The sequence below is a fragment of the Pseudoalteromonas sp. GB43 genome, from assembly GCF_054923805.1.
Genome location: NZ_JBPCHJ010000001.1, coordinates 3,595,512 through 3,619,239, shown reverse-complemented (window position 1 = coordinate 3,619,239; position 23,728 = coordinate 3,595,512). Strand labels below are relative to the sequence as shown.

18 protein-coding genes and 2 pseudogenes are annotated in these 23,728 nt (G+C 40.4%); 7 read left to right on the top strand and 13 right to left on the bottom strand.

The genetic code is table 11. The features are described from left to right. Window positions 1-924 (bottom strand): 2,4-dienoyl-CoA reductase FMN-binding domain-containing protein (locus ACRWSG_RS17270; protein WP_462166871.1); only part of this gene is annotated, 924 nt, incomplete at its 3' end. A gap of 199 nt (window positions 925-1,123) precedes the next feature. Here ACRWSG_RS17270 and sppA point away from each other — a divergent pair. Next, window positions 1,124-2,989, top strand: a complete 1,866-nt coding sequence (sppA, locus tag ACRWSG_RS17265; RefSeq protein ID WP_462166870.1) for a signal peptide peptidase SppA — start codon at window positions 1,124-1,126, stop codon at window positions 2,987-2,989. A gap of 60 nt (window positions 2,990-3,049) precedes the next feature. Then, window positions 3,050-4,060, top strand: coding sequence for an asparaginase (gene ansA / locus ACRWSG_RS17260; RefSeq protein WP_054561413.1), 1,011 nt, complete (start codon window positions 3,050-3,052; stop codon window positions 4,058-4,060). 54 nt (window positions 4,061-4,114) lie between these two features. On the opposite strand, the gene gndA is transcribed toward ansA, so the two are convergent. Then, window positions 4,115-5,488 carry an NADP-dependent phosphogluconate dehydrogenase gene (gene gndA / locus ACRWSG_RS17255; protein WP_054553937.1) on the bottom strand — a complete coding sequence of 458 codons (1,374 nt, stop codon included), beginning with the start codon at window positions 5,486-5,488 and terminating at the stop codon, window positions 4,115-4,117. 424 nt (window positions 5,489-5,912) lie between these two features. Here gndA and pyk point away from each other — a divergent pair, with 424 nt between their 5' ends. Beyond that, window positions 5,913-7,346: a pyruvate kinase gene (gene pyk, locus ACRWSG_RS17250; protein WP_138601084.1), complete on the top strand. Its 1,434-nt coding sequence runs from the start codon at window positions 5,913-5,915 to the stop codon at window positions 7,344-7,346. A 78-nt stretch (window positions 7,347-7,424) separates the two neighbouring features. On the opposite strand, the gene ACRWSG_RS17245 is transcribed toward pyk, so the two are convergent. The 10 genes and pseudogenes from ACRWSG_RS17245 to thrS all read right to left on the bottom strand — a co-directional run bounded on the left by ACRWSG_RS17245 (window position 7,425) and on the right by thrS (window position 17,734). Continuing rightward, entirely contained in the window at window positions 7,425-8,249 is an 825-nt protein-coding gene (locus ACRWSG_RS17245; RefSeq protein WP_462166869.1) for a LytR/AlgR family response regulator transcription factor, read from the bottom strand. Next, complete coding sequence (locus ACRWSG_RS17240) at window positions 8,246-9,319, bottom strand: sensor histidine kinase (RefSeq protein WP_054554884.1); 1,074 nt, start codon at window positions 9,317-9,319, stop codon at window positions 8,246-8,248. Before ACRWSG_RS17240 ends, ACRWSG_RS17245 begins: the two co-directional genes overlap by 4 nt. A 155-nt stretch (window positions 9,320-9,474) precedes the next feature. Beyond that, entirely contained in the window at window positions 9,475-11,031 is a 1,557-nt protein-coding gene (locus ACRWSG_RS17235) for a SulP family inorganic anion transporter (RefSeq protein ID WP_462166867.1), read from the bottom strand. A 143-nt stretch (window positions 11,032-11,174) separates the two neighbouring features. After that, on the bottom strand, window positions 11,175-11,633 hold the full coding sequence (locus tag ACRWSG_RS17230; RefSeq protein ID WP_036968198.1) for an Lrp/AsnC family transcriptional regulator: 459 nt from the start codon (window positions 11,631-11,633) through the stop codon (window positions 11,175-11,177). 146 nt (window positions 11,634-11,779) lie between these two features. Next, complete coding sequence (locus tag ACRWSG_RS17225; RefSeq protein ID WP_462166866.1) at window positions 11,780-12,421, bottom strand: MBL fold metallo-hydrolase; 642 nt, start codon at window positions 12,419-12,421, stop codon at window positions 11,780-11,782. A 1-nt stretch (window position 12,422) separates the two neighbouring features. Then, entirely contained in the window at window positions 12,423-14,219 is a 1,797-nt protein-coding gene (locus ACRWSG_RS17220) for a M14 family metallopeptidase (RefSeq protein ID WP_462166865.1), read from the bottom strand. Between the two features lie 199 nt (window positions 14,220-14,418). Further along, complete coding sequence (gene rplT / locus ACRWSG_RS17215; protein ID WP_036968189.1) at window positions 14,419-14,778, bottom strand: 50S ribosomal protein L20; 360 nt, start codon at window positions 14,776-14,778, stop codon at window positions 14,419-14,421. Window positions 14,779-14,793: 15 nt separating this feature from the next. Next, a complete protein-coding gene (rpmI, locus tag ACRWSG_RS17210; protein WP_054554888.1) occupies window positions 14,794-14,994 on the bottom strand; it encodes a 50S ribosomal protein L35 in 201 nt (66 codons plus the stop codon). Window positions 14,995-15,203: 209 nt separating this feature from the next. Further along, the gene (infC, locus tag ACRWSG_RS17205; RefSeq protein ID WP_082389338.1) at window positions 15,204-15,767 is read right to left on the bottom strand and encodes a translation initiation factor IF-3; all 564 of its coding nucleotides are present in this window, start codon (window positions 15,765-15,767) and stop codon (window positions 15,204-15,206) included. Between the two features lie 57 nt (window positions 15,768-15,824). Beyond that, a pseudogene (gene thrS, locus ACRWSG_RS17200) lies at window positions 15,825-17,734 on the bottom strand (threonine--tRNA ligase). A gap of 249 nt (window positions 17,735-17,983) precedes the next feature. Between thrS and ACRWSG_RS17195 the strand changes: the two are divergent. The 4 genes and pseudogenes from ACRWSG_RS17195 (at window position 17,984) to ACRWSG_RS17180 (ending at window position 22,652) form a co-directional block, all read left to right on the top strand. Next, on the top strand, window positions 17,984-18,997 hold the full coding sequence (locus ACRWSG_RS17195) for an endonuclease/exonuclease/phosphatase family protein (RefSeq protein WP_462166864.1): 1,014 nt from the start codon (window positions 17,984-17,986) through the stop codon (window positions 18,995-18,997). A 64-nt stretch (window positions 18,998-19,061) separates the two neighbouring features. Continuing rightward, the gene (locus ACRWSG_RS17190; protein WP_294409864.1) at window positions 19,062-19,514 is read left to right on the top strand and encodes a DUF3010 family protein; all 453 of its coding nucleotides are present in this window, start codon (window positions 19,062-19,064) and stop codon (window positions 19,512-19,514) included. 235 nt (window positions 19,515-19,749) lie between these two features. Beyond that, a pseudogene (locus ACRWSG_RS17185) lies at window positions 19,750-21,464 on the top strand (AMP-binding protein). Window positions 21,465-21,677: 213 nt separating this feature from the next. After that, window positions 21,678-22,652 carry a transposase gene (locus ACRWSG_RS17180; protein ID WP_462166863.1) on the top strand — a complete coding sequence of 325 codons (975 nt, stop codon included), beginning with the start codon at window positions 21,678-21,680 and terminating at the stop codon, window positions 22,650-22,652. A gap of 70 nt (window positions 22,653-22,722) precedes the next feature. Here ACRWSG_RS17180 and ACRWSG_RS17175 read toward each other — a convergent pair whose 3' ends face one another. Beyond that, entirely contained in the window at window positions 22,723-23,670 is a 948-nt protein-coding gene (locus tag ACRWSG_RS17175; RefSeq protein WP_074989424.1) for an IS30 family transposase, read from the bottom strand. Window positions 23,671-23,728: the final 58 nt, after the last annotated feature.

Here is a 23,728-nt window from a genome sequence, read left to right as displayed (position 1 = left end):
ACGTGCCATCGAAATTAAATCAGACTCGCCTGCTTCTAAAATTCCATTGGCAATTTCTGGCGTGTTAATACGGTTAACCGCGATCACTGGCACTGATACCGTTTCTTTTAAGCGTTTCGATGCTTCTTTAAATGCACCTGCTGGGACCATACTGGCAATGGTTGGTACACGAGCTTCGTGCCAACCAATACCCGTGTTAAAGATATCAACGCCAGCTTGTTCAAGTGCCAGGGCTTGTTGCTTTACTTCATCGGGTGTTGATCCATTAGGAATTAAATCCATCACAGACAAACGAAATACAATAATGAACTTTTGACTTACTTTAGCGCGTACAGCTTTAACAATATCTACCGCCAAGCGCATACGGTTTTCTAGACTACCACCATAGTTGTCTGTTCTTTTATTGGTGTGGTTAGCCATGAATTCATTAATCAAATAACCTTCAGAACCCATGATTTCAACACCGTCATAACCTGCTTTTTCAGCCATTTTTGCTGAGTTAGCAAAGTCTTTGATGGTTTTTTTAATTGAACCTAACGACATTTCTTTAGGTTTATATGGATTAATAGGAGCTTGAATTGAACTTGGCGCTTGATTGAATGGATGATACGCATAGCGACCTGCATGCAATAATTGTAAGCAAATTTTTCCGCCATGTTGATGCACCGCATCAGTATATGCTTTGTGTTTGATCACATCATAAAATGAATTAAATGTTGATGCGAACGGAGATAGCTTGCCACGAATATTTGGGCTGTAGCCACCTGTAATGATTAAACCCGTGCCGCCTTTGGCACGTGCCTCGTAGAATGCACGTAAGCGTTTGCGGTTATGCCAGCCTTCTTCTAAGCCAGTATGCATTGATCCCATAACCAAACGATTACGAAGTTCGGTATGCGGTAATTGTAATTTTTGTTCTAACATTGTGTGCCCCGTTAACTGGTCGAACCTCTATTTGAAATAGATTCTGCGGCAATAACTTAGAATAATCAACTTTTCACTGCTAATTAATCGGTAGCAAATTATCGTTTTAAACACTCTGTTACTATTTAACAGTTAATTTTAAAGTTATTCTAAGCTAAGATGAGTTCACTACTAAGCTGTACTGAATTAAGGATTTATTTTGCTAGCAAAGATATTTAAAGGCATTTGGACCGGGATTAATTTTTCCCGCCGTTTGGTCCTAAACATATTATTTCTATTACTAGTAATACTCTTCTTTGTTGCCATCACAGGTGAAGAAGACCAAGTAAAAGTAGCAGACGGAACCGTGCTACGCCTAAACTTAAATGGCCCTATTGTTGAAGAAAAAACCTATGTTGATCCTGTAGAAGCAGCCATCAACGATGCAACTATGGGTAAAGAAGCACCATCAGAAATTCTTCTTGATGACGTCATTGAAGTGATCAACGAAGCAACTAAAGATGATCGCATCACTGTTATGCTTCTTGACCTACAAAAAATGCCAAGCGCGCACATTAATAAGCTAAAACAAATAACTAAAGCAATTGATGCGTTTAAAGATGCAGGCAAGCAAGTTATTGCAACGGGCTACTACTATACACAAGCACAATATTATATTGCTGCCCATGCCAATGAAGTGTCTATGCACCCATATGGTGGTGTGAGCATTGAAGGCTACGGTATGTTCCCGCTTTACTTCAAAGATGCACTTGAAAAGTTAAAAGTGACTCAACATATTTTCCGTGTGGGTACTTATAAATCAGCGGTTGAACCATTCATTCGTAATGATATGTCAGATGCGGCAAAAGAAGCGAATAGTGTTTGGTTAACTGCACTTTGGAACGAGTACAAAACTGACGTTGCAGCAAGCCGTCCATTCGATGAAAGTAATTTCGATGAAGATATGGATGTTTATCTTGCAAAAATGCAAGCAGTGGATGGTAACTCGGATCAATACGCGCTAAATAATCAGTGGGTTGATTCTTTAAAAACATCACAACAAATTCGCCAACAACTTATTGAGTTAGTCGGTGCAGAAGAAACAGGTAAAACCTTTAAGCAAGTAAGCTTCCGTGAGTATTTATCGCTGGTAAAACCGCCTGTTGAGTTCGATAACCCAATTACTGAAAAAGTAGCTGTCGTTGTAGCTAAAGGCACCATTGTCGATGGCGAGCGTAAAGCGGGCGAAATTGGTGGTGACTCTACTGCAGCCCTACTTCGTAAAGCGCGTCTTGATGACAAAGTGAAAGCCGTTGTACTACGCATCGATTCAGGTGGCGGTAGTATGTTTGCTTCTGAAGTTATCCGCGCTGAAGTATTAGCACTTAAGGCAGCGGGTAAACCGGTTATCGCTTCAATGAGCTCAGTGGCTGCATCAGGTGGTTACTGGATTGCATCTGCAGCCAATGAAATTTGGGCAGCCCCTAGCACAATTACAGGTTCAATTGGTGTATTTGGTACTTTCATGACGTTTGAAAATACCATGGCTGAATTAGGTATTTACTCAGACGGTGTTGCAACAACTGACCTTGCTGGCTTCTCTATTGCACGCCCACTTGACGAGAAAATGTCAGACATCATTCAAATGAGCGTTGAAAATGCATATAAACGCTTTTTAAATGTAGTGGCTGAAGCACGTAACATGACGCCTGAGCAAGTTGATAAAATTGCCCAAGGCCGTGTATGGATTGCAACTCAAGCAAAAGAACTGGGTTTAGTTGATAAACTTGGCGATAAGCAAGATGCAATTAAGGCGGCAGCTGAGCTTGCTAAGCTTAATCATTATGATGTTAAGACCATCAAACAGTCATTAACACCACAAGAGCAAATGCTGCAAGATATCTTTGGCACCGCGGCTGTTAAGAGCTTCTTTGCTAAGTCTGATTCATCACAATCAGTACTCGCAACACAAGCTAACTTACAAAGCCTTATTAATCAGTTAAGTAGTGAGATCGATAATCTAAAAGATTACAACGATCCACAAGGCGTTTACGCTCGTTGTTTAGTGTGTAATGTAATTCAATAAGTTACTTAGCTAAGCGATTTTAGGTATACTAAGCCCAGTTCTTTAACTGGGCTTTTTTTTATGAAACGTAAACGTATATATATCGCCTATACGGGTGGTACTATCGGTATGAAAAAATCGAGCCGTGGCTATGTTCCGGCAGAAGGTTTTTTAACCGAAACAGTGGTCAATAATGCAGAGTTTAATCGTGATGAAATGCCTTTGTTTGATATTCACGAATATTGCCCGCTCATTGATTCTTCAGATATGTCCCCTGCCCACTGGCAATTAATTGCTGACGATATTAAGAGTAAATACCAAGACTATGATGGCTTTGTGGTTCTGCATGGTACCGATACTATGGCATACACAGCTTCTGCTTTGTCTTTCATGTTCGAAAACCTGACAAAACCTGTGATTGTGACAGGCTCACAAATTCCATTATCGCAACTTCGTTCTGATGGCCAAGTAAACTTACTTAATGCCATGTATTTAGCCGCAAATTACCCAATTGCTGAAGTAAGCCTGTTTTTTAATAACCAGTTATTCCGTGGTAACCGTGCAACAAAAGCCCATGCTGATGGCTTTGATGCCTTTGCATCACCGAACCTTGAACCATTAGCACTGTCAGGAATTAATATTCAGCTTATTAAAGGGCAACTTAGCCCATATGTTGATAACGAATTACAGGTATCGAATATCACGCCACAACCTATTGGTGTGCTTTATCTTTATCCTGGGATCAGCCCGAAAGTGGTGAAAAGTCTAGTTAATGACGACATCAAAGCTCTTGTGTTATTAAGTTTTGGCGTGGGTAATGCCCCGCAAGATCCGGCGTTCTTAGACATACTTAATGATGCAAGTAAACGCGGTATGGTGATTGTTAATCTAACACAGTGCTTAAAAGGCCAAGTTAATATGGGCGGTTATGCAACCGGTAATGCCTTATTAAATTGTGGTGTGATCAGTGGCTACGATATGACATTAGAAGCCTGTTTGACCAAGTTACACTACTTATTTAGTCAAAAGCTGGAAGTAGAAACAATTCGTCACTTGATGCAAGACAACCTGCGCGGTGAGCTAAGTCGTTAATGCAGCAAATACAAAAGAGGCACCAATTGGTGCCTTTTTTATTCTTTTTGATAATTAACGAACTTTTTCGTCAATCTCAACTAAGTCTGTTAAATGGCAAATCTCACCACTGTGAGTTTTAATACCATGCTCACCGAAGTAGTCACGTTGTGCTTGCACAAGGTGGCCATTACTTGGTGTTGTTAACGTCGCAATGTAAGTTTGCGTTGCAGTTAACACTGGGAATGCAAGACCAGATGCAACTGCTGCACCCGTTACTTTACGTAATGCTGCTGATTCACGCTGCATAGAATCAATAAATTCTACACCTTCAGCGACATTGTCTAAGTAATCAGCACGAATGATACAGCCAGCGCGCCACGTTTGTAGCGTTTTAGAAAGATCAACTTTCCACTGATGCGCACGAGACGCACCTTTGATAAGTGCTAAACCTTGACGATAAGCAAGTAAACTTGCCAATGTGAATGCATCTTTTAGCTCTGCTAAGTCTAAATCAACGGTATCAGTTGCTTTAGCAGCGTAAGTCATTTCTTTAGCAGCATGCGTATCACACGTATTTGTTAAGTGACGAGCTTGAACAGCCGCAACGAGTGATGGCACAGCAATACCAAGCTCTAGGGCATTTTGTGCAGTCCATAAACCCGTGCCTTTCGCGCCAACTTTATTGTCGATTAAATCAACTAGCGGCTCGCCTTCTGTCGTTTCAAGGCTCAAGATATGGCTTGAAATTGACAGTAAGTAGCTATTTAAAGTGCCTTCGGACCATTCATTGAAAATGTCAGCCACTTCTTTTGGTGAACGATTAGTACCTAAACGTAATAATTGATACATTTCTGCAATTAATTGCATTAGCGCATATTCAATACCGTTATGCACCATTTTCACAAAGTGACCACTTGCAGATTGGCCTACACGTGCAAAACACGACTCACCTTTGTAGCTTGCCGCTACTTTTTCAAACCACGGCTCAACACGCTCCCAGCCGCCTTCTGAACCACTTGCCATCATTGCAGGGCCGTGACGTGCGCCTTCTGCACCGCCAGAAATACCCATAGTGGCAAATTCAAATTTGTTTTGATATTTAAGTTTACGGCTAATGCCGTCTTTGTAGTTACTGTTGCCGCAATCTACGATAATGTCATCACAGTCAACACCTGCTTCTGCAAGCTCTGTACATACTTTATCAACCAATTCACCAGCAGGAACTAAAAGAAGAATCGAACGAGGCGGCTCTAAGCGTCTAACCATATCATTTAAATCAGACACAATATGTAAACGGTCTGCCAAACCTAATGCTTTCGCACAGCTTAGTAACTCGGCACCCGCATCTGGGTTTTTATCGTAAGCTACTAATGTCAGCCCTTTTTCAATCAGGTTGAGGGCAAGATTTTTACCCATAACGCCTAACCCTACTAATGCAACTTGCATTTAGTGTCCTCCTCGGTAACAACTATTGGTTAGTTAATCAAAATAATTACGCGCGCATTATACCCAAGCAGCCCAAAAATGCGAGCTTGACAGCCAACTTGAGATAAATCATCGAAATCATGAAGCGACGTTGGCCCCCAGTATATCAAAATAACCAAGGCATCGGACCAGATTTTTATAATACCCTTTAAAAAGGTATGTGTATTGACGCTACCTGACACCGGTGTCATAATAACGTCATTCACACTTTGTATACTCTATAATTAATACAAAGAGCCAGATTCTCATAAGTAAAAACAATCATTTTTTACTTATGAGTTCTACATTGTGCTTATGTATAAGCCTATATTAAAGGTTTATAGCACGACATTTTAATAGATAACCATCAATTCGCTTAATATATTTGAGCGCACAGGAGAATTTGATGCTAAGACGCACAAAAATTGTTGCGACCCTTGGACCGGCAACCGATCGCGATAACAACCTAGAAAAAATTATTCGTGCAGGTGCAAATGTGGTTCGTTTGAACTTCTCACATGGCGTAGCACAAGATCATAAAGACCGCGCTGAAGCGGTACGCAGCATTGCTAAGCGTTTAGGCAAACACGTTGCTATCCTTGCAGACTTACAAGGTCCTAAAATTCGTGTATCAACCTTCAAAGACGGTAAAGTAAACCTAGAAGTTGGCGCAAAATTTACCCTTGATGCGAAAATGGAAAAAGGCCAAGGCGACGTTAATGCAGTAGGTATCGACTATAAAGAGCTACCTAACGACGTTAAAACAGGCGACTTACTGTTATTAAACGACGGTTTAATTCAATTGACAGTAGATAGCGTTGACGGTGACCTAGTGCACACAACTGTTACTGTTGGTGGCGTACTTTCAAATAACAAAGGTATCAACCGTTTAGGCGGTGGTTTAACAGCCCCTGCTTTCACTGATAAAGATAAAGAAGATCTAATCACTGCCACTGAGATTGGTGTTGATTATATTGCTGTTTCGTTCCCACGCAGTGGTGATGACATGCGTTATGTTCGCTCTTTAGCAGAAGCTGCTGGCTCAAACGCACAACTATTAGCAAAAATCGAACGTGCAGAAGCCGTTGAAACTGTTGAAGCAATTGACGATATCGTTCTAGCATCTGACGCAGTTATGGTTGCGCGTGGTGACTTAGGTGTTGAAATTGGTGATGCAGCGCTTGTTGGTAAACAAAAGCTTATCATTAGCCGTGCTCGTTCACTTAACCGTACAGTTGTGACTGCAACACAAATGATGGAATCTATGATCGATAACCCAATGCCAACACGCGCAGAAGTTATGGACGTAGCAAACGCCGTATTAGATGGTACTGATGCAGTTATGTTATCTGCTGAAACAGCTGCTGGTGACTACCCTGAAGAAACCGTAGCGACTATGGCTCGCGTTTGTTTAGGTGCTGAATCACAAAAAGAAACGCACGTTTCTAAGCACCGTTTAGACAGCCGTTTTTCATCAAATGCTGAATCAATTGCATTATCTGCGATGTATGCAGCTAATCATTTAGATTCTGTTAAAGCTATTGTGACTCTGACTGAATCAGGTAGTACAGCTAAATTGATGTCACGCATCAGCTCTGGTTTACCAATTTATTCATTATCACGTCATCCAAGTACGCTGGGCCAAACAGCACTTTACCGTGGTGTTTATCCTGTATTCTTTGATTCAACGAAGTGTGAAGACGAAAGCATGGTACGTGATGCATTAAACACTCTTGTTGAGCAAGGCTCACTAGTAGCAGGTGATACTGTGATTTTAACTCACGGTGATGCAATGGAAACGATTGGTGCAACTAACACTATGAAGATTGTAACAGTTTAAGCTGTTACAAATTTTCAATAAAAAAGGCGCAATTTATTGCGCCTTTTTTGTTTTAACTTGTTTAGCTTAGAACAACTATTAGCTCGCCAGAGCTGCTTTCACTTTATCGCGATAGCTTCGGCTTACTTTTAGTTCTTGGCCGTTATCTAGCACTAAAAGATACTCACCACTTACTTGAGTTACAAGTTTGCTAATTTGCTTAGTATTCACAATGGCACTGCGATGAACTCGCACAAATAGTTGTGGATCAAGCTCTTGTTCAAGCTCTTTCATTGTTTTACGAAGGATATGCGTTTGCCCATCTTGGCAATGAAGGCACATATAATCACCAGCCGCATCAACCCATTGAATTGTAATAACAGGCACACGAACAATCTCGCCCTGCTCTTTTACAGCTAATGATTCTGGGTAACGACGGTCAGCAAGGCTATCGCCCGTTGCTAACTTCTTTAAAATTTCTTCGCAATTATTGCCTGTAATACCTGCAACAAAGCTCGCTAGTTTTTTCTTATGGGCGTTATCTTGTTGCGTTTTTAAATAGGTATGCACTTTTTCTACCGCCTGTTTTAGTCTGTTGTCATCGACTGGTTTAAGAATATAATCCAACGCATGAATCTCGAATGCTTTAACTGCAAACTGGTCAAAAGCCGTTACAAACACAATAGCGGGTAATGGATTAACGCTCTCGCTGAGTACTCTTGCAACTTCAAAACCGTTCATATTTGGCATTTGAATATCTAAGAAAACCAATTGAATATTGCCCGATAAGCATTCATCAATTGCTTCTTGACCATTGCTACATAAACGAATGACTTCTAAATCGTCAAATTCAGAAAGTCGAACAGCTAAGCCCTTTCTTGCTAGCGGTTCATCGTCAACGATCAAAGTTCTAATTTTGCTCATTTCTTAACAGCCTTTTCAAACGGAACGCGCAGATTAACTTTTAATCCACTTGGCGTATTGTCAGAGAGAACAAACGAGTAGTTGTTCTCATAAAGTGTTTTTAAGCGGTCCTGTGTATTAGCTATGCCAACGCCTTGAGAATTAACCAGTTGGCCATTTTTAAGCTCAGTGCCAGGACCATTATCGCCTACTTCCAATAATAGTTCATTTGCAAAAACTTGTGCTTTAATATCAATCACACCACCTTCATTTAGTTGCGCTATCGCATACTTTATCGAGTTTTCGATAATAGGTTGGAGGATCAAGCTTGGTACCAAGGCTTCTTTTGCCTGCTCGCTTACATCTACATTAACTTGTAAACGTTCATCAAAGCGTACTTTTTCAATTTCTAAGTACAGCATGAGGGCATGAATTTCTTGCTCTAACGGCACCTTTTTTATTGGGTCGGTATTGAGTGTGTATCGTAAGAAGTCACTCAATTTTGACACCATTAAATTTGCATCTTTGTTCTCTTTTACCAAAATTAAGGTTGAGATTGCATTTAGGGTATTAAATAAAAAGTGCGGATTAAGTTGATAGCGCAGCATTTTCAGCTGAGCTTCGTGTGCCATAGTGGTTGCTTTTAGGGCCTTTTGTCGCTCACTTTGCAATAGCTGGTAATACTTAATACCAAAATACAAACCACTCCAACAAAGGATGATATAAACCGAATCTAACCCTTGTTGAAAGTAATAAAACCATTCATTTGGACGGTAACCGTGACGGTAGATTTCCCATAAATTGAATTTTTGTACAACGGCCCATAATGTGCCAGTTACATAGGAAGCACCAAAAACGACAAGCATTAATACCCAAGGTGAGGCATTCCACACTTTACGATACATATAACGTAAAGGTACTGTCATTAAACAGCCTGCATAAGCGTTTAATACAATAACAAATACGTAAATATCACGCATTTCAAAGACTTTTGAGCCGATATAATTAACTAACGCATAACCTATCCAGCCTGCAATTTGCAAAACCCAGAAAAAGCGTTGTCGATTATCAACTAATGATTGCCAATTCAAAATATCAGATTACCTTTCATAATTATTTTTATTATACCGATAGTCACGAGAACAAAGCACTGCCGCCTATCTTAATTTTTTATAGCCTTACCGCATTCTTCAGACATTAAAAAAGCGAAGGCCGCAACAGCCTTCGCTTTTTTTCTGCTTTATTTTTAAGCTAATTTATCTGAAGCCACTTTATAATTTGGATCTTCAATCACATTCACTTCAACTAAATCACGCGCATTGTGTAAAAGTTGAATACAATCAGGGCTTAAATGACGTAAATGCAGTTTCTTACCCACTTTTGCGTATTTTTCTGCAAGACTGTCAATCGCTTCAATCGCACTGTGATCAGCAACACGGCTGTGTTTAAATTCAATGATCACGTCTTCTGGGTCATTTTTAACATCAAATAACTCGGCAAAGTTCTTAACCGAACCAAAGAATAAAGGACCATGAAGCTCATACACTTTAGAGCCTTGCTCATCGATATAATTGCTTGTGTAAATGTGTTTAGCATGCTGCCAAGCAAAAACTAAAGCCGCAACAATCACACCCACACATACCGCGATCGCAAGATCTGTTACTACGGTTACACCTGAAACAAGTACGATAACAAAAGCATCAGACTTAGGTACACGCTTCATCATCTTGAAGCTTGCCCACTCGAAGGTACCAAGTACAACCATGAACATAACGCCAACTAAGGCAGCAAGTGGGATCATCTCAATGAGGCTGGCTGCAAAAATAATGAATGCTAGCAGTATTAATGCTGCACTAATACCAGATAAACGTGAGCGACCGCCCGAGTTAATATTGATCATAGATTGACCAATCATCGCACAACCACCCATTGCACCGAAGAAACCACAGGTAATGTTTGCAGCACCTTGACCAATACACTCTTTGTTACTGTGACCACGGGTTTCAGTAATTTCGTCAATTAAGGTCAGTGTTAATAATGATTCAATTAAGCCAATCGCCGCTAAAACTAAAGCATAAGGGAAGATAATTTTTAATGTTTCAAGATTAAATGGCACCATAGGAATATGGAACTCCGGCAAGCCACCGGCAATCGTTGCTTGCTCATTGCCTGTCATTCCTTTTAAGAAATCAAGTACAGTGCGCGCTTCTAAATCAAAACCAATCACAATCGCTGTTACCGTTACAATGGCAGCTAACGATGAAGGTACAGCAGTAGTTAGCTTAGGTAAGAAATGAATAATAGCCATAGTTAACGCTACTAAGCCAAGCATAATATAAAGTGCTTGCCCTTCCATCCACTGTTGGTCGCCCATACCGTCTGGTACTTTAAATTGCCCTAGTTGAGCTAAGAAAATAACAATCGCAAGACCATTTACAAAGCCCAGCATTACTGGGTGCGGAACCATGCGAATAAACTTGCCAAGCTTGAAGATACCTGCGAGTACTTGCAGTATCCCCATTAGCAAGACGGTTGCAAATAGATACTCTACACCATGATCTAAAACTAAACTTACCATTACAACGGCTAGTGCGCCGGTAGCACCAGAAATCATACCTGGACGACCACCAAAAATAGCCGTAATTAAGCCAACAATAAATGCGGCATATAAACCAACCAAAGGCTCAACATTAGCAACAAAAGCAAACGCAACCGCTTCTGGTACCAATGCCAACGCAACGGTCAGGCCTGATAGAATATCGTTTTTAGCAGAGCTTGGCGCTTTGCTGAGTAAGTTAAACATTAAGATCCTCTTTATAGTGAATGCATTTCGGCAAGGCGCAGAATTCTAGCAAAATCCGCAAAAGTTAACAATTATTAACAACAAAACGGCTAGTACCTAAAAGCACTAACCGTTTTCGAAAAATAAAACGTAGTAGAAAAAGATTAAAGAGGTAAAGACGTACTACGCTTAACGCATGTCATGGTCACGTTTGAGTGAACTTCTTGAACAAACTCAAGGTTTAGTAGATTATCACGAACAAACTGCTCATAACCTTCAATACCTTTTGAAATAATACGAAGCATAAAGTCCATGGTACCCGCCATACTGTAACACTCGGTTACTTCATCATAGCTCATAATTAAACGTTCAAACTCAGCTAGGTTCGTTCTACCGTGGTTAGATAGACGAACATGGGCATAAACCAACATATCAAAGCCAAGCTTTTTCTCGTCAAGCAAAGCAACTTTACCTTTGATATAACCATCTTGCTCAAGCTTAGCAATACGACGCCAACATGGAGATTGAGATAAACCAACTTTATCGGCAATTTCTGCCGTAGATAAGCTAGCATCCTGCTGTAATAATGCCAAAATTTGGCGATCTACTTGGTTCAGAGACATTTTATTTCTTTTTCTGTAAAAATACTGGTTAAATTATATAACTGATTTAAATATCAGTCTGCCTATTTTCTACTGTTTGTGCAAAAAAATTGCAACTTTATACCAATCCACTTAATTAAAAAATTAGCCATTATTGCGAGTAAATATCAACCAAAACGCCCACTAATAAATGGATTTGTTTTTCGCTCATGCCCTACGGTGGTATTCGGACCGTGGCCTGGCAAAATAGCAACTTCATCAGAGAATGATAAAATCTCAGACTTAATTGATTCGATTAATTGCGCACTATCCCCTTTTGGAAAGTCAGTACGACCAACAGAGCCTTGGAAAATCACGTCACCCACTATCAGCTGTTCTGAACCTTGGTGGTAAAAAACAACATGACCAGGCGTATGCCCTGGGCAATGGCGTACAGATAATTCAAGTTCACCCACTGTGATTGTATCGCCATGATTTAGCCACTTCGTTGGATAAAATGGTGTAATTGGTGCAAAACCAAACATTTGCGCTTGCATTGGCAAGGCATCAAACCAAAATTTATCATCTAAATGTGGGCCAATGATATCAACGCTAAAATGCTCTGCGAGTTGCTTTGCAGCGCCGACATGGTCTAAGTGACCATGTGTTAAATAAATTACCTCTAATTGGCAATTTAAAGCAGCAAGTTCTGCTTGAAGTTTGTCTGCATCGCCACCTGGGTCAACCAAATTCGCTTTATTCGTTTGCTCACAAATGATAATGCGGCAATTTTGCGCAAAGCCAGTAACAGGAACAGCTTTCACTTTCATGTTATTGTCCTTTTTGTAACTGCTCAAACGCCATTAAAATTGGGTATTTTAAATAGCCTTGATCATAAAACGGTGTACGCTCATAAAGCCAATGCAAGCGCGCATCAGCATCTTTAGCAAAGTTTTTATCTTCACGAATTTTTTTATCGAACTCTAAAGCCAATGCAGGTTTTTCTTTTAGCATTTGACGTGCGTACGGCATTAAAGCGTAATTCTCAACGTATTCAGTGCGCTGAAAAATAGTATTAAACTCGCCCCAAGCAAAGAATGAATCTGGCGCTTCTGGGTGTAGTAAGTGTGTAGCCAATTCTGAGTATGGCTGCTCAGTTGAGACTTTGTACCAGCCGGTCATATCGACATTTTCTACGGTGTTGTAATCAAATGTCGCCTCTACACGAAAACGTCCTTCAAAAGGCGCTTTTGCAAATGAATAATCAGCAACGCTTGCTTGCGTTAATGGCTCAGAAGCAAAACCATTCACTGTCGTTACCTCTACGCCGTGTAATTTAAGCTTACTTACCAATTGGCTGTACGCCGGCGGAATATAAAACGCTGCAGGAACGTTAACGGTCTTTTTAACCTCTTTCTGCCAGTAAATAGGCAAAGCGTCATAGTTTTTAACTTCACCTAAATATTTAACTTCAGCTTGCCCAGACAATGCGCTTTCAGTTCTTGAATAGGCGATCCCTTTAAATTCGATGGTATCTGGCTCTTTTGCATAACCACGTTCAACAACTAATTGTGTCGGTTTGAAATCGAGCTCTTTTTGAACCGCTTCATTAAGGGCTTTATCGTTTGCAGCTAAGGCGTCAATGGCACCATCAATAAATACATAAGTACCTAATACACGCTGCTTATAAGGTTTTAAAGAGTGGTTCTCAACTAAGATGGTCGGTAATGAACGTAAATCACCCCAGCCATTTGAAAAACGTGGTGTTGCCACCCAACCCGCTAAACCTTTTTTAAATTCGCGTTTGTCCATTACGAAAACCAGTGGACCAGGAATATGCCCTGCTTTTTCGAGTTTGGCATCAATAACAGGTTTAAATAGATTATCTAACGCTTGTGACACACTTGGTGATTCACTCGAAAAAACCGGGTTATAACCGTAGGTAACATCATATTGGTAATCAGCGCCATCGGTTACATGGACATCCACGTATAAGTCTGGCTTAAATTGATTAATAACCTGCATCACACCTCGTACTTCAGGTGTATCAAGCTTAGTGTAATCACGATTTAAATTTAAATTTAGACCATTCGTTCTAAAGCCCATTTCTATCGGATCACGCTGATTAATTCGGTTGTATTGGCTACTACGCTCGTGACCATCAACGTTTAAAATAGGAATAAACAGAATATTGACTTTGCTCAGAATATCGCGGCGTTTACCTGTTGCAATATCGCGTAGCAACATAAACATGGCGTCTTTGCCATCAATTTCACCACTGTGAATGCCTGCTTGAATAAAGATGGTTGGTTTTGTATCAGCAACAAGTTGTTTGGCATCAAACAAACCTTGCTCATTCGCCACTAACATCTTAACCGCACGACCCGCACTGCTTGTCGCAATAGTCGTTACTTTGAATTGTGTTGGGTTTGCTGCAACTAGGCGATCTACAAACGCCATAGTGTCGGCATAATCAGGCGATAAAGTGCCTTCGCTTAATTCAAAATCTGTGGTTAAAGGTCCTTTTTCTTGCATTAAAGACACACTATCGCCTTGCCATGGCAATAATGGGGGTAAGTGGCTGTCTAAAGTTACTGCAGCAGATAAAAACACTAAACTCGCAAACATATCACTCTCAAGTGCGGTACTTATTCTATATTGGGGAAATTATAACAACTAATCTGAATGGATTGCGTAAACTGCGGTGATTCAACAAAAAAATGGAGCAAACGACATACGCTATGCAAAATCGTTGTTAGTTATGAATATTAATTAAGATCAAAAAAAGGAGCACTAGGCTCCTTTTTAAACTTTATGAAAAGCGAAATTAAGCCGCTAGGCCTTCTTTTGCTTTTGCAACAAGCGCTGCGAATGCAACTTGGTCATAAACAGCGATATCTGCAAGGATCTTACGATCGATTTCTACAGAAGTCTTTTTAAGACCATTGATAAAACGGCTGTATGAAAGACCGTTTTGACGAGCTGCTGCATTGATACGTGCAATCCAAAGTTGACGGAAAGTACGTTTCTTAGCGCGACGGTCACGGTAAGCGTATTGACCCGCTTTAGTAACTGCCTGGAAAGCTACGCGGTAAACACGTGAACGTGCTCCGTAGTAACCTTTAGCTTGCTTTAAAACTTTTTTGTGACGTGCACGTGCGATAACACCGCGTTTAACTCTTGCCATTTCTGAAGACTCCTATTAAGCGAATGGTAACATACGTGAAACTAGACCATGGTCATTCTTATGAACCATCATCTTAGGACGTAAGTGTAATTTACGCTTAGAAGTTTTCTTAGTCAGAATGTGACGAAGATGCGCTTGTTTACGCTTGAAACCGCCAGAAGCAGTTTTCTTGAAACGCTTAGCCGCGCCTCTGTGAGTTTTTAGCTTGTAAGCCATTGCAATAACTCCAAATGTATTGCTTAAAAATTAGCAAGCAGGCGAGAGATATAAAAATAGCTCTACTTTTTAAGGCCTAACTTACTGCCATAATCCGGTGAAGGCTCACTACAAAAGCAGTGCAACCTTACTTATAACCGGTTATTTCAGGTGAACAGTAAACTGTCACTTGCAGACCTGAAATAAAATCGGTGCGTAATATACCCTGTTTATTGCTTTTTAGCAATAGGTGCCATCATCATAACCATCTGGCGACCTTCAACACGATTTGGGAATGATTCAACTTGTGAAACATCTTCTAAATCGGCTTTAACACGGTTTAATAATTCGATACCAATTTCTTGGTGAGCCATTTCACGACCACGGAAACGGATAGTGATTTTAGCTTTATCACCCGCTTCTAAGAACTTGCGTAAGTTGCGTAGCTTAACCTGGTAGTCACCTTCATCCGTACCTGGACGGAATTTGATTTCTTTAACCTGGATTTGCTTTTGCTTTTTCTTTTGTTCTTTTAGTTCTTTGCTTTTTTCAAAGATGAACTTACCGTAGTCCATAACCTTACAAACAGGTGGCTCAGCATTAGGACTGATTTCTACAAGATCTACACCCGCATCATCAGCGATAGCTTGCGCCTCTTTTAATGACACGATGCCAGCTTGCTCGCCGTCGATGCCAATTAAACGAACTTCTTTAGCTGTAATATCTTCGTTGATACGATTTTTTTGAGCTGTTTGTTGCCCTTTCTTGCCGCCTCTAATGGTACGATCCTCCAAGAATATAAAATAAAAAGCGTGTAGTTGGCTGTTTGTTTTGCCCTACACGCTCATGATTTATTGTCGATTTATAATTTCTTCGCTTACTTTTGCAATGAAATCATCAACACTAAATTTGCCTAGGTCTTCACCTGTGCGAGTGCGTACTGCCACTTCTTGTTGTTCAACTTCTTTATCGCCAACAACAAGTAAATATGGAATACGTTTTAACGTATGTTCACGGATTTTAAAGCCAATCTTCTCATTTCTCAAGTCAGCAGCGGCTCTAATTCCAAGTTTATTTAATTTTTGTACAATTTCTTGCACATAATCTGCTTGTTTGTCCGTGATGTTCATGATCACAACTTGCTTAGGAGCAAGCCACGTTGGGAACAAACCAGCGTATTCTTCAGTTAAAATACCGATGAAACGCTCAATTGAACCTAAAATCGCGCGGTGGATCATAACAGGTGTACGACGTTCGTTATTTTCAGCAACATAAGTTGCACCTAAACGACCTGGTAATGCGAAGTCTAGCTGTACAGTACCACATTGCCATGCACGGTCTAAACAGTCATAAAGTGTAAACTCAATCTTAGGACCGTAGAATGCACCTTCACCTGGTAGGTAATCAAACTCAATGTCGTTTGCTTTTAATGCATCAGCTAGCGCAAGCTCAGCTTTATCCCACATTTCGTCTTCACCGATACGCTTTTCTGGACGAGTAGATAGTTTTACAACGATCTTCTCAAAACCAAACGTTTCGTATGTGTCGTAAACCATTTTGATACATGCAGAAACTTCATCCATGATTTGCTCTTCAGTACAGAAGATATGCGCATCATCTTGAGTAAAGCCACGTACACGCATTAAGCCGTGTAATGCACCTGATGGTTCGTTACGGTGACAACAACCAAACTCAGCCATACGTAATGGAAGATCACGGTATGATTTTAAACCTTGGTTAAAGATTTGTACGTGACCCGGACAGTTCATTGGTTTGATTGCGTATTCACGCTTTTCAGATTCAGTTGTGAACATCGCATCTTCGTATTTGTCCCAGTGACCTGATTTTTCCCATAAACCACGGTCCATCATTAATGGATATTAACTTCTTCGTAATCGTACTCACGTAATTTTTCACGAACGAAGTCTTCTAGTTCACGGTAAATGCTCCAGCCATCATTGTGCCAAAACACCATGCCTGGCGCTTCTTCTTGCCAGTGCCATAAATCAAGCGCTTTACCAATACGACGGTGATCACGTTTTTCAGCTTCTTCTAAGCGTTTTAAATACGCTTTAAGTTGCTTTTTATCTGCCCATGCAGTGCCGTAGATACGTTGCAGCATCTTGTTTTCAGAATCACCGCGCCAATAAGCACCTGCCACTTTCATGATTTTGAAATGTTGACAGAACTTCATGTTTGGAACGTGTGGACCACGACACATGTCGATGTATTCTTCGTGATGGTATAAGCCTGGACGATCATCTCTCGCGATGTTCTCGTCTAGAATTTCCATTTTATATGTTTCACCACGCGCTTCAAAAGTATCGCGTGCTTCTTGCCAGCTTACGGTCTTTTTAACAACGTCGTAGTTTGTTTTAGCAAGCTCAAGCATACGCTTTTCGATAGCATCTAAATCATCTTGGCTTAAAGAGTGTTCCATATCGATATCGTAATAGAATCCGTTATCGATGGTCGGACCGATTGCCATTTTTGCTTCAGGGAAAAGCTGTTTAACTGCATGACCAATAAGGTGCGCACATGAGTGACGGATAATCTCTAAACCATCATCATCTTTTGCTGTGATAATTTCTAAACGCGCATCTTCAGTGATTAAGTCACATGCATCAACACGAGTACCATTAACACGGCCTGCAATCGTTGCCTTGGCAAGACCTGGACCGATATCGCTCGCTACGTCAAATGTGCTTACTGGGTTTTCAAAACTACGCTGACTGCCGTCAGGGAGGGTAATAACTGGCATTATAAATCCTTAATACAGTGGTGATGCCTACAATGCATCACATGTAATATTTTTAAAAAAATTTTATGTAACTCTGCAACGCTTTTACGAATAAGCATTGCTATTTAAGCTTGTATTTACTGAGTCTTCGCAAATACAAGCGACTATTGTCGCTGCTCACGTGCTCAAATACAAGTAGTTAGAAGACTAAATTGACAATTAGTTAACTCATTTCATACTTAATGAGTCAGTACTTTTAGGGTGATGAAAATGCCAAACACGCGTTCTTTCAAGTTTGCTACATTTAACTTATTAAATTATACCGCGCCACCCTACTCGTTTTACCAATTACATGAACGCTATAACAATACACAATGGCTGCAAAAACAATTGTTTGTTGCTAATTTCTTAAATGAGTCAACCCCTGATGTGGTGGCATTTCAAGAAGTGTTTAGTCAACACGCATTAGAAGTTCAATGTAAAGAAGCGGGTTATGATTATTTTAAAACGGTCGATAGCCCGTCCCATGATGCGCTCTATCCGCAAGTGTTATTCAACCCTGTAGTTGCAATTGCGAGTAAATACCCGTTTAAATCAGCCGATGCACTAGCGCCATGCCCTGAATTACTTGAGTACTTAAACAATCAAAATGAGTTCAAATTTAATCGCACACCGATTAAATGCATCATTGATTTACCTGATTTTGGTGAAGTCTGTTTTTATGTTGTTCATTTTAAGTCACAGCGTGTGCAATCAATGGCGCACATTCTTAATATTCATAACCTTGAAGATCCGCTCCTGCAGTTACTACATCAAACGGTGGGTACCATGCAGTCGCAAATCTCCCGCTCATTAGAAGCGTCTATTGTCTATTATGATGCACTGAAAACGCAGCGAGAAATGCAATGTGCAACACTTGTTATGGGGGACTTTAATGATGTACTTACCAGCCCAACTTTATCGTTTATGACTCAAGGCTTTCACCCCACTCGCTGTGAACCTTGTATAGAACAGAACGAACTTGTTGTTGGTCTGACCGACAGCTATGAGTTTAGCCGCTCATATTATGATAATAAAAACAAACCCTTTAGCCATTATTACCAAGGAAAAGGGAATGTATTAGATTATATTCTTGCTTCAGCGCATTTTAATCCCGATTGCCAAGCTTCGAAAGTTAAAGTGCTCGACTACGAAAGTTATGATAAGCATATTTCGCCAGGTAAATTAACCGAAGATATTAGTGTAAGTGACCACGGTGTTATCGCAATTAAAATTCATTTTTAAAGCACCTGTTTTTCATAACGTTAATTGCTATAATTGCGCAAATTAAGTTATTTAGAGAAAGACCATGAGAACATGTGGTGTAGAAATTACAGGTAGTGACGTACTGCTGTGCATTTTAACCAAAGACAATGATGTATTTGATATACGTGATGTCAGACAAACACGTTTTACCTTAGGCAATGGTAATGACACAGAAGTAATGCGTAAATTCCAATTTGATTTCAAAAAATTAATGGAAGATTACCAAATTGACTCTGTAGCAATCAAAGAGCGCCAAGCAAAAGGTAAATTCGCTGGTAGTGCGAAAGGTTTCAAAATGGAAACGGCTATTCAGTTAATTGAACGCTTAGATGTGCAAGTTTTATCTGCAACTGAAATCAAAGAGCAGCTTAAGCGCAACCCAGTGCCTATTGATTTTGAAGACACAGGACTGAAAAAATTCCAAGAAAACGCATTCATTAGTGCTTACGTGTACATCATGCGTAAAACTTATAAGCAAGATGAGTCAAAAGCTTAATTGCTGCTTATTCTTAAAAAAACGTGCTACGGCACGTTTTTTTATACCTCAAAACCCATTCTTTATTCTGCTTTATTAAAATTACACTCTGTACATTAGTCTTATAAAGCTTTTCTTTGTCGACAATCTATGTTTAGTTAATCAGGTACGCATGTTTTGAAATCATCCTAATTGATTGTTTCAATTCTTTTGCATCAAGTCCATGACAACAAATTAACCGGACACGGAGAATACAATGCAGACAAAGAACACACACTGTAATGCGCTTCCACTTACTCACAGCTATTATCAAGGCCGTACAGACATTCCATTGATAGAACAAACAATTGGACAGTACCTTGATAATATTGTCGACAATTATCCTAATCACCCCGCAATTGTGGTTCATCATCAACAGATCCGATTAAACTATAGACAATACCAGCAGCAGATTAACCAGTTAGCAATGGGATTATTATCACTTGGCGTTAAACCTGGCGATCGTGTTGGAATTTGGTCACCCAATAATATCGAATGGTGTTTAACTCAATTTGCCACAGCTAAAATTGGTGCAATCATGGTGTGCATTAACCCTGCATATCGACCAAGCGAATTGAAATACGCACTCAATAGTGTTGAGTGCTCAACACTTATCACAGCAACTGAATTTAAAGCCAGTAATTATATAAACATGCTCAATGAGCTCGCACCGGAGCTTGCAGATTCACAAGCAGGTAAATTAAATTTAAACGCCCTGCCACACCTAAAAAACATTATTCGTATTGGTGATGAACCTGCTGCTGGCATGTTTAGCTTTAGCGATATCATGCAGCGCGCTACAGATGCCCAAAAGCTGGAGCTTGATGCCATTGCGGCCACTTTACATTGTGACCAAGATATCAATATTCAATTTACTTCTGGAACTACGGGTAACCCAAAAGGAGCGACCTTATCCCATAAAAACATCCTCAATAACGGATTTTTGATGGCACAAGCGATGAAGCTGACACATGAAGATAAACTCTGTATTCCGGTACCTTTATACCACTGTTTTGGGATGGTGCTTGGCAATTTAGTATGTATAAGTAAAGGCGCTACAGCTGTTTTTCCGGGGGATTCTTTCGACCCTAAAACAACCCTTGAAGTTGTTGAAAAAGAACGCTGTACAGGCTTACATGGTGTTCCAACAATGTTTATCGCCGAGTTAGAGCTTAAAGATTTTGCAAACTATGACTTATCTAGCCTCCGAACAGGCGTAATGGCCGGCTCAACCTGCCCTGAGCAAGTTATGCGTAAAGTTCACTCATTAATGCATATGAAAGAAGTTGTAATTGGTTATGGCCAAACTGAATGTAGCCCGATAAATAACGTAACCGAAACCGACTCGCCTCTTGAAAAGCAAGTCACCACAGTAGGCCGTGCATTAGCCCATACTGAAGTGAAAATTATCGACGCGCTGGGTGATGTTCAACAAGTTGGCTTACCTGGGGAAGTATGTAGCCGTGGTGCTGGAATTATGCGCTGCTATTGGAATGATGAAGAAAAAACGAAAGCAACAATTGATCAAGACGGCTGGTTACATTCTGGTGACTTAGGTGTGATGGACGAAGATGGCTTTGTTGCTATCGTTATCGGATAAAAGACATGATCATTCGCGGTGGAGAAAACATTTATCCAAGAGAAATAGAAGAAGTACTTTACACCTATCCAGGTATTCAAGATGCAGCCATATTTGGTATTAGCGATGAAAAATACGGCGAAGAAGTGTGCGCCTGGATCAAACCAAAAGATGATGCGGTACTTGATGAAAATGCCATTCGTGATTTTTTAAAAGATAAACTTGCCTATTTCAAAGTACCAAAGCACATCCGCTTTGTTGAAGAATACCCAATGACAGTAACAGGCAAGCTTCAAAAATTTAAAATGCGCGAACAAATGCAAGAACTCCTAAGCGAAAAGGCATTTTCGTAATCATTCACTTGCAAAGTACACCATAATTTAAAGCAAGCTCAGCACCGCTGAGCTTTTTTATTCAGATATATATTTAGACACCCATTTTAAATTTGAAGAGTTAACCGAGCTTCATATATAAAGACTAAATTTATGTAGACATCCAACTTAATATTTCTCAATTTTTAGAATTACAGCTAAGCTTATAGTGTTCAACTCATGGAGGAGAAGAGCATGGCAACCCCTCGTAGAAACTTAATTAGCGTTTCAAACACGCCTTACTATCACTGTATTTCACGCTGCGTTCGTCGCGCTTATTTGTGCGGGCAAGACCCACTAACAGGTCGTTCGTATGAACACCGGCGCGATTGGGTTGAAAAGAAACTACTTCAACTTGGTCGTATATTTTGTATTGATGTTTGTGCTTACGCAGTTATGAGTAACCATACTCATCTAGTACTTCATATTGATATAGCAAAAGCAAATCGTTTGAATAATAAAGCGATTCTGATTAGATGGCACAAGTTATTTAAAAGTACATTCCTTTGCCAACAATTCTTAAATGGCGAATTGCTAACAAAAGCAGAGCTTTCTGCGATTAATGCCAGAGTAAATTTATATCGAGAGAGGCTCAGTAGCATCAGTTGGTTTATGCGCGTTCTTAATGAGAGTATTGCACGACAAGCGAATCAAGAAGATGACTGTAAAGGTCGTTTTTGGGAAGGTCGCTTTAAGTCACAAGCATTACTTGATGAAGCAGCTCTTGCAGCTTGTCTTGCGTATGTTGACCTAAACCCTGTAAGAGCGAAAGCGGCTGATTTACCTGAGCAATCTGACTACACCAGTATAAAAACACGCATTGAGTCAGCTCAAAACAATAAGCAACCAAAATCACTTATGCGCTTTGCAGGTAAACCACGTAAGCATATGCCTAAAGGTCTGCCATATGAGCTCAAAACATACCTGCAACTCGTTGATTGGACTGGTCGCTCAATACGAGAAGATAAACCAGGGAAAGTCCCAGAAGATGCGTTACCAATACTTAAAAGACTAAACATTTGTACAGAAAACTGGCTTACACTCACCACTTCCTTTACCCGCTCATTTAAAAATACTGCAGGTAAAGAACAAGCAATCACAGCTTACACAAATCACATGAAACGAAAACGGAGAAGCTCTATAGCTAAGAGCCAAGCTTTGTTTTGTTAATCTATTAAAACTACAAAACAATACTAATAAATAGCCGCGAATTCAAGTCCGAAGTGCACCACTCGCTAAATTAGGCTGCTTTGCGTAATTCATCGAATATTACCGCTGGTTGCCTAAACCCTAGACATTTTCTCGGCCTCGCATTGAGCGCCTTTTCTATGTGCGCAATTTGCTTATCTGTCACCGTTCGTAAATCAGTGCCTTTGCGAATATATTGACGCAACAAGCCATTAAAGTTCTCATTTAACCCTCTTTCCCATGATGAGTAGGGGTTAGCAAAGTAGATGTCGGTTTTTAGCTTGTCTGAAACATGCTCATGTTCACAAAACTCACTCCCGTTGTCTGCGGTTATCGTATGAACATGGCGTCGATAGCGCCACAGCATACCTATCATTGCTCTGCTCACTTGCGCTGCACTTTTTGCTGGCACTTTGCGTATCAGGTAAAACTTACTTGTACGCTCGACTAAACTAACGATTGCTCCCGTACCATGCTTGCCAAGTACTGTATCCGCTTCCCAATCACCAAATCGTGTCTTAGTGTCAACAATCGCAGGTCTATGTTCAATGCCAACACGATTTGGGATGATGACACGTTTGCTTCGGCTGCCTTTACGATAACGTCTGTGCCCTTGTCGCAGATGTTTGTATAGCTTGCCACCACTCAATTTATCTTTTTGAATATAGCCATAAATCCATTCATGACTCACAGGATGCCCGATAATTTTGCTTACACCCGCAACCTGCTCAGGGCTCCATTTTTGCTCCAATCCAAACTCAACGAACGCAATTGTAAGTGCTGGCATGGAATACTTGGCAGCTAGATGTTTTCGTTTACATGCCTTTGAATGTGCAACCTCAGGCAAGTAATGACTTCGAGTACTATTGCGCCTAACTTCACGACTTATAGTGCTGTGGCTCACTTTTAGCCTTTTCCCTATCTCTCGATAGCTAAAACCCTCGCGTAAGTAGGCCTCAATCTGGTATCTTTGCCCTTCGATCAACTGCTTGTAACTCATGGTATCTACTCTTGTTTTTTGGCGATTACAGAGTACCACCAACAGGCAGTTGATCTCT